The sequence below is a fragment of the Acinetobacter sp. YH12151 genome (genome assembly GCF_013418355.1).
GTDB lineage: Bacteria > Pseudomonadota > Gammaproteobacteria > Pseudomonadales > Moraxellaceae > Acinetobacter > Acinetobacter pseudolwoffii.
The window spans coordinates 1-6253 of record NZ_VPCG01000079.1; the positions used below are offsets into that span (position 1 = coordinate 1).

Consider the following 6253-nt stretch of genomic DNA (forward strand, 5'->3'; position numbering starts at 1 on the left):
GGACAAGCATCGTCATTTTATTATGGTCAGCCTCAGGGTGAAGTGTGTCTAATCAACAGGGTTTTCGGTCTCTAAGTACTTTTTAAAGGGAACATCATCGACTCAAATCTCTATTTGCAACAGTGCCGATCACAGTACAATTTATCGTTGGGTTCAGCGTTATGCTCCAGAAATGGAAAAACGGTTACGCTGGTATTGGCGTAATCCTACAGATTTACATTCATGGCATATGGATGAGACTTATATCAAAGTGAAGGGGCGATGGACTTACCTGTATCGTGCAGTTGATCAACGGGGTCATACGATTGACTTTTACCTTTCCGCTAGACGGAACAGTAAATCAGCCTATAGTTTTCTAGGAAAGATCTTCAATACGGTGAAAAAATGGCAAATTCCACGGGTCATCAATACAGATAAAGCAGCGACCTATGGCCATGCTTTATCACGATTAAAGCGAGAAGGAAAATGTCCAGTAGATATTGAGCACAGGCAGATTAAGTATAAAAATAATGTCATTGAATGTGATCATGGTAAGTTAAAGCGAATCATCAGGGCCACATTAGGATTCAAATCTATGAAGACTGCTTATGCCACAATTAAAGGTATTGAAGTCATGCGTGCACTACGTAAAGGACAAGCATCGTCATTTTATTATGGTCAGCCTCAGGGTGAAGTGTGTCTAATCAACAGGGTTTTCGGTCTCTAAGCACTTTTTAAAGGGAACATCATCGACTCAAATCTCTATTTGCAACAGTGCCGTAAATTTGAGAATGAATCTGTACGTACAGACTCATTCCCTATCTATAAAGATATTAGAAATAGCTACATAGAGTTTATTTCTAGTTTATTCAAATTAGTCGTTCAAATTAGGCGTTACTACGGATGAACAATAATTTTTACAGCAGACTCATTATTATGAATCAATGTTTCAAAGCCTTTAGAAACAAGATCATCTAATGCAATCCGTTGGGTAATAAAAGGTTCTAGATTAATCTTACCTTGCTCAACCAAACGGATAGTTTCCTGATGATCATTTACATAAGCAATCGTGCCACGAATATCTAGCTCTTTCATCACCACACTATGCACATTAATTGTGGCAGGATGGCTCCAAATAGAAACGATAACGACTACACCAGTTGGTTTCATTGCTGCAACGAGTGTATCCATGACTTTATTGACACTACTACATTCAAAAGCGACATCTACACCGCGGTCTTCTGTAATTTTCATTACCTCAGCAACTACATCAACCTTAGATGGGTCTAGTACATAATCGGCAACACCCGCTTCTATCGCTTTTTCTTTACGTTTTGCACTCAGTTCAGTAATGATGACCGTGAGACCTTTAGCCTTTAAAATAGCAGATAAAAGTAAGCCTATTGGGCCTGCTCCACCAACCAGTGCGATATCGCCAGCTTTTGCGCCACTTCTGACATAGGCATGATGACCGACAGATAAAGGTTCTATCAATGCTGCTTGGTCTAAAGGAATATCATTTGAAATAGGATGTACCCAACGCCGCTGAACTGCAATTTTTTCAGAAAGACCACCACCGCGTCCGCCTAAACCAATAAAGTTCATATTTTTTGATAAATGATACTTATCATTGGGGCCAGTCGGCACATCGTCAGCAATGATGTAGGGTTCAACTACGACATGTTGCCCAATTTGGATATCATCTACACCCTCTCCAACTGCATAAACCACGCCTGAAAATTCATGTCCCATTGTTACAGGTGCAGATTCTCCCGAAATTGGGTGTGGGTGACCACAAGGTGGAATAAAAATAGGACCTTCCATGAATTCATGTAAATCTGTACCGCAAATACCACACCACGCAACTTGAATTCCAACTGTGCCTGGAAGTACTTTCGGTTCAGGGATATCTTCAATTTGAATATCCCCTCGGTCATAAAAACGAGCTGCTTTCATTTTATATTCCTTATATTGATGTTAACGGTAAACCATTCTAGACGTAATACCAAATCAGCATATTGTTTTCTTGGAAAAATGTTAAATAATGTGAAGAAGTGGCAAATTCCACAAGTGATCAACACGGATAAAGCACCCACATATGGACGTGCTTTATCACGGTTAAAACGGGAAGGTAAATGTCCACCAGACCTTGAGCACAGGCAGATTAAGTATAAAAATAACGTGATTGAATGTGATCATGGCAAGCTAAAGCGGATCATCAGGGCCACATTAGGATTCAAATCTATGAAGACGGCTTATGCCACAATTAAAGGTATTGAGGTCATGCGTGCACTACGTAAAGGACAAGCATCGTCATTTTATTATGGTCAGCCTCAGGGTGAAGTGTGTCTAATCAACAGGGTTTTCGGTCTCTAAGTACTTTTTAAAGGGAACATCATCGACTCAAATTTCTATTTGCAACAGTGCCATTTTTTCTAGGTGGAATCACCGCATGCGCTTGCCGATCTGCAATGACCTGACGGCATTGCTTGGTGTCATAAGCTCCATCGGTATAAACAGAGTCAATCCGCTCATCTTGTGGAATCTGATTAAGTAAATCACCAAGCACCTGTGAATCACTGACATTATTGGTTGTAAGCTGAACTGCTCGTATTTGCAGGGTTTTAGCATCTATACCAATATGAAGTTTACGCCATTGGCGACGATATTCAGGTCCATGTTTCTTGCGCTTCCATTCACCCTCACCTAGAAACTTCATGCCTGTAGAGTCCATGAGTAGATGCAGCCCATCTCTACTTTTTTGGTAGCTGATTACAATATCAATATGCTTTTGTCTTCTACAAAGCGCGGTGTAATCTGGAGCTATCCAATTTAATCCGCAAAGTTTAATCAGACTTTGCACAAAGCCAGTAACCATACGTAAAGACAGACGAAATAAGGATTTAATCATTAAGCAGCATTGGATGGCTGCGTCGGAGTAGGTTTGATTTCGCCCTTGTTTGCCTTTTGATGGCGCATACCATTGCGTAGCAGGATCAAACCAAATGGCAATATTTCCGCGACTCATGAGTGTTCGGTTATATGCGGGCCAATTGGTTGTGCGGTAGATTTTGTGTGTAGGCTTCTTCATTTGAAAATTATATCGCTGAAAAAGCCGTTACAGATAGGTTTGTGCAACAAAGCCTTACGACGATCACACTCAGCTATGCATTTACCTTGCTGATTTTATTGCTACATACAACTTCGACCGCAGACTCAAAACACTCAGGGGCCTGACTCCCTACGAATTCATCTGCAAACAGTGGACAGATGAACCTGAACTTTTTAAGATTGATCCGATCCATCAAATGCCGGGACTAAACAAAAGAAAAAAAAGGCTTTTAGTTTTTTAAATTTCCACTGTGGAAATTTAAAAATATTTTTTTAATTTTTAAAATTATGCTAATATAAATTTAATTTTTATATATTTAATCCATGACAATATACGTAATTGCCAATCAGAAAGGTGGCGTTGGAAAGACCACACTCTCAACCAATTTAGCTGTTGCTCTGAGCAAAAAAGGTCAGACTATTCTTGTAGATGGAGATGATCAACAATCCTCTATAAAATGGAGTAAACGTAGAACACAAGACTCGATTACAACCATTTCGCTCAAAGATAATTTAAAAGAAGAACTACAACAGTTAAAAAATAATAATAAATATATTGTATTGGATGTTGCAGGACGTGATTCAGCTGAGTTTCGTTCAGCATTATTAATAGCAGATGTTCTTATTATTCCAACGCAACCTAGTCAAACAGATATCGAAGTGCTGCCATTTGTGCTTAGATTGGTAAATGCTGCTAAGCAAGTAAATAAGAAATTAGAAACTTTTGTAGTCTTAAATAAAGCACCAACCAATACCAAATCTACAGAAATTGATGCTGCTTTAGAGTTGCTACAACAAGTCAAGTCTGTGAAAACACTAAATACCATTGTGCGTGATCGCAAACAATTTCGCGATGCAATGATCGAAGGAAAATCAGTATTAGAAATGGGTAGTAGTAAAGCAAAAGATGAATTAAATGAATTTTTGGTGGAGATCCTGTAATGGCGAAAAAACCACTCATTGTCGATTTTGATGATGCCTTTGAAATGGAACAAGCATTTATTAATGCAGCAGGAACAGGCAAAGTTGCATTGGTATCATCGACTGAAAATAATATTGTTGATCTACCTATAGAGCTTATTGACTTCTCAGAGCATCAACCTCGCATTATTACAGACAAAGTTTTACAAGATGTTGAAAAGCTTGCCAAAAGTATTGAAACGAATGGGCAAATTTATCCGATTGTTGTGATCAAAAAAGAAGAAACATATGAGCTTGTTGGTGGAGAAAAAAGGTTTCGAGCTGTTCGTGATGTATTAAAACATAAGACTATTCGTGCAATTATTCGAGATGATAAATCTACAGAAAAGACAGCTTTAATTTCATTGATTGACAATTTACATCGGTCAAATCTTAGTGATTTTGAATTAGTCAATGCTATACAAAAACACTGCGATGAGTTTGGTTATACTATACAAAATATAGAATTTATTACTCAAAAATATCAATTAGATCAATCTAAATACTTTAGATTAATGAGCTTTTATAAACTGCCAAACTATATAAAAGAAGATCTAAAAATCCACCCCAAAGCGATTTCAGGTGCAACCGCACAACAATTGTTAACTGAATTAAATAAACTGGTTTTAAAGTTTAACCATCAACTAGTTGAAGATACCACGTTAACCATATGGAAAAAGTACCTAAATGAATTTACAGAAACAAATCGTCCATCAAAAAAATTCATTTATCAAATAGAAAAAGCATTAACGGTACAAGAGACAGCTAAAAAACAAGATCAAAGCATCGAAAATGCCTCTCTAGTAAACAAAATGATCTTAAAAAATAAAAATGGTCTTAAATTTGGTTCGATTAAGATCGAGAAAAGTCTCAATGGGAAAACAGTCCTAAATATTCGCACCAGTTTAAATGCTGAATTTAATCAAGAAAAGATTGAAAAGTTAGAAGAATTTCTTGCCGGTTTAGATGACCACCCATAAAAATTATAAATTTCCACTGTGGAAATTTATAATTGAGTATCCAATATTTTTTTAAATATTGGGTACTGCTATTTATCATACATATTGAATTAAAAAGTGTTAAAGGGAAAAATGCTTACCAGAACGGTAACTGATCTTCTGATGGATCTAAAATTTCATCCATATCAGAATCAACAATATTTTTATCTTCATGATCTGCCATATTATCTTCAGATGCATCTTTTTTAAAAATATTCATATTACGTTTTGCTTGTATCCAAAAATAGTAGTCTAAATGGCACTGTTGCAAATAGTCGGTGGTGATAAACTTATCATCCCCTTTTGCTGATGGAGCTGCACATGAACCCATTCAAAGGCCGGCATTTTCAGCGTGACATCATTCTGTGGGCCGTACGCTGGTACTGCAAATACGGCATCAGTTACCGTGAGCTGCAGGAGATGCTGGCTGAACGCGGAGTGAATGTCGATCACTCCACGATTTACCGCTGGGTTCAGCGTTATGCGCCTGAAATGGAAAAACGGCTGCGCTGGTACTGGCGTAACCCTTCCGATCTTTGCCCGTGGCACATGGATGAAACCTACGTGAAGGTCAATGGCCGCTGGGCGTATCTGTACCGGGCCGTCGACAGCCGGGGCCGCACTGTCGATTTTTATCTCTCCTCCCGTCGTAACAGCAAAGCTGCATACCGGTTTCTGGGTAAAATCCTCAACAACGTGAAGAAGTGGCAGATCCCGCGATTCATCAACACGGATAAAGCGCCCGCCTATGGTCGCGCGCTTGCTCTGCTCAAACGCGAAGGCCGGTGCCCGTCTGACGTTGAACACCGACAGATTAAGTACCGGAACAACGTGATTGAATGCGATCATGGCAAACTGAAACGGATAATCGGCGCCACGCTGGGATTTAAATCCATGAAGACGGCTTACGCCACCATCAAAGGTATTGAGGTGATGCGTGCACTACGCAAAGGCCAGGCCTCAGCATTTTATTATGGTGATCCCCTGGGCGAAATGCGCCTGGTAAGCAGAGTTTTTGAAACGTAAGGCCTTTGAATAAGACAAAAGGCTGCCTCATCGCTAACTTTGCAACAGTGCCCTCGCGATGACATCGCCCAGCGGCTGGCCATCATCCTGTGCATCGACCAGGGCGCCCCCGATCTCGGCGAAGGATTTCAGGGTGTCACGCACCACCCCCGCTTCGTCTGCGACCTTTGCATGGCAAA

General features: G+C 39.6%; 5 protein-coding genes and 4 pseudogenes. 6 read left to right on the plus strand and 3 right to left on the minus strand.

The features are described 5' to 3' along the window. Positions 1-121: 121 nt before the first annotated feature. Positions 122-706, plus strand: a pseudogene (locus FTU82_RS15280) (IS6 family transposase); the annotation flags it as partial. Positions 707-876: 170 nt separating this feature from the next. Here FTU82_RS15280 and FTU82_RS15285 read toward each other — a convergent pair. Continuing rightward, complete coding sequence (locus FTU82_RS15285) at positions 877-1935, minus strand: 2,3-butanediol dehydrogenase (RefSeq protein ID WP_180001909.1); 1059 nt, start codon at positions 1933-1935, stop codon at positions 877-879. Positions 1936-1971: 36 nt separating this feature from the next. Here FTU82_RS15285 and FTU82_RS15290 point away from each other — a divergent pair. Next, positions 1972-2355: pseudogene (locus FTU82_RS15290) on the plus strand (IS6-like element IS1006 family transposase); the annotation flags it as partial. A 52-nt stretch (positions 2356-2407) separates the two neighbouring features. Here the strand turns inward: FTU82_RS15290 and FTU82_RS15295 are convergent. Continuing rightward, a pseudogene (locus FTU82_RS15295) lies at positions 2408-3070 on the minus strand (IS5 family transposase); the annotation flags it as partial. A 55-nt stretch (positions 3071-3125) separates the two neighbouring features. On the opposite strand from FTU82_RS15295, the pseudogene FTU82_RS15300 reads away from it, so the two are divergent. The 3 genes and pseudogenes from FTU82_RS15300 to FTU82_RS15310 form a co-directional block, all read left to right on the plus strand. Continuing rightward, a pseudogene (locus FTU82_RS15300) lies at positions 3126-3332 on the plus strand (hypothetical protein); the annotation flags it as partial. Positions 3333-3414: 82 nt separating this feature from the next. Further along, positions 3415-4032, plus strand: a complete 618-nt coding sequence (locus FTU82_RS15305; protein ID WP_000158575.1) for an AAA family ATPase — start codon at positions 3415-3417, stop codon at positions 4030-4032. Further along, positions 4032-5030, plus strand: a complete 999-nt coding sequence (locus tag FTU82_RS15310) for a ParB/RepB/Spo0J family partition protein (protein ID WP_001085468.1) — start codon at positions 4032-4034, stop codon at positions 5028-5030. The genes FTU82_RS15305 and FTU82_RS15310 overlap by 1 nt, the downstream gene beginning before the upstream one ends. Before the next feature lie 115 nt (positions 5031-5145). On the opposite strand, the gene FTU82_RS15315 is transcribed toward FTU82_RS15310, so the two are convergent. Beyond that, positions 5146-5379, minus strand: a complete 234-nt coding sequence (locus tag FTU82_RS15315; RefSeq protein ID WP_257222011.1) for a hypothetical protein — start codon at positions 5377-5379, stop codon at positions 5146-5148. Between FTU82_RS15315 and FTU82_RS15320 the strand changes: the two genes are divergently transcribed. Continuing rightward, positions 5370-6074: an IS6-like element IS26 family transposase gene (locus FTU82_RS15320; protein WP_001067856.1), complete on the plus strand. Its 705-nt coding sequence runs from the start codon at positions 5370-5372 to the stop codon at positions 6072-6074. The two genes, FTU82_RS15315 and FTU82_RS15320, sit on opposite strands and share 10 nt — an antisense overlap. Positions 6075-6253: the final 179 nt, after the last annotated feature.

Bases quoted from the DNA above. Each gene is read 5' to 3' on its own strand.
- FTU82_RS15310 (WP_001085468.1), top strand. From the start codon at position 4,032: ATGGCGAAAAAACCACTCATTGTCGATTTTGATGATGCCTTTGAAATG.
- FTU82_RS15285 (WP_180001909.1), bottom strand. From the start codon at position 1,935: ATGAAAGCAGCTCGTTTTTATGACCGAGGGGATATTCAAATTGAAGAT.
- FTU82_RS15305 (WP_000158575.1), top strand. From the start codon at position 3,415: ATGACAATATACGTAATTGCCAATCAGAAAGGTGGCGTTGGAAAGACC.
- FTU82_RS15320 (WP_001067856.1), top strand. From the start codon at position 5,370: ATGAACCCATTCAAAGGCCGGCATTTTCAGCGTGACATCATTCTGTGG.
- FTU82_RS15315 (WP_257222011.1), bottom strand. From the start codon at position 5,379: ATGGGTTCATGTGCAGCTCCATCAGCAAAAGGGGATGATAAGTTTATC.